Consider the following 726-nt stretch of genomic DNA (forward strand, 5'->3'; position numbering starts at 1 on the left):
CCGCTACGGAGCGTTTATCCTGCGGCGATGTCGACGCCAATCCCCTTCCGCGGGTTTGACGAGCGTGCCGACCTGCGAATCTATGAGCACGGTCTGCTGCCCCACTGGCGGCAAGACGGCTGCACCTACTTCATCACGTTCCGGCAGGCGGACGCGCTCCCGGCGGCGGTACTCCGTGAATTTGAGCACGAACGTCGGCTGTGGCTCGTCCGAAACGGCACGCCGCCGGACGGGCCGATCCCGGAAGGACCGCACCCCCTACGGACGGCTGCCGACCGACGTCGTTATCAGCGGTGGGTGGCGTGGAAACTCAACGGTCTATTGGCCGCCGGCCGCGGTTCTTGTCTGCTGCGCTCTCCGGCCCTCCGGCACGTGGTAACGCAATCCCTGCGCCACCTGGACGGGCGGCTTGCCTGGGTCGGCGACTGGGTCGTGATGCCGAACCACGTTCACGCATTGCTGACCCCGCTGCCGGGCGTGCCGTTGGAGGAGTCGCTGCATTCGCTCAAGAGTTTCACCGCCCCCCAAATCAACCGGATCGTCGGTTGTCGCGGACCGCTTTGGCAAAAAGAGACTTACGACCACATCGTCCGCAACGTGGAGCAACTCGACGCCTTCCAGAACTATATTCGCCTGAATCCGGTCAAAGCGGGACTAGGACAGGCCGAGTTCTCTCACGATACGGCTCGCTACGACCTAACCGATCCTGCCCCCCACCCGTAGCGG

Annotated in this window: 1 protein-coding gene; it reads left to right on the plus strand. The window is 64.5% G+C overall.

What is annotated here, in order from left to right:
* A partial coding sequence (locus ACG2DA_RS22925; protein WP_395259031.1) for a transposase occupies positions 1-723 on the plus strand: 723 nt, incomplete at its 5' end.
* Positions 724-726: the final 3 nt, after the last annotated feature.

It is taken from the genome of Alienimonas sp. DA493, from assembly GCF_043951915.1.
Taxonomy (GTDB): domain Bacteria; phylum Planctomycetota; class Planctomycetia; order Planctomycetales; family Planctomycetaceae; genus Alienimonas.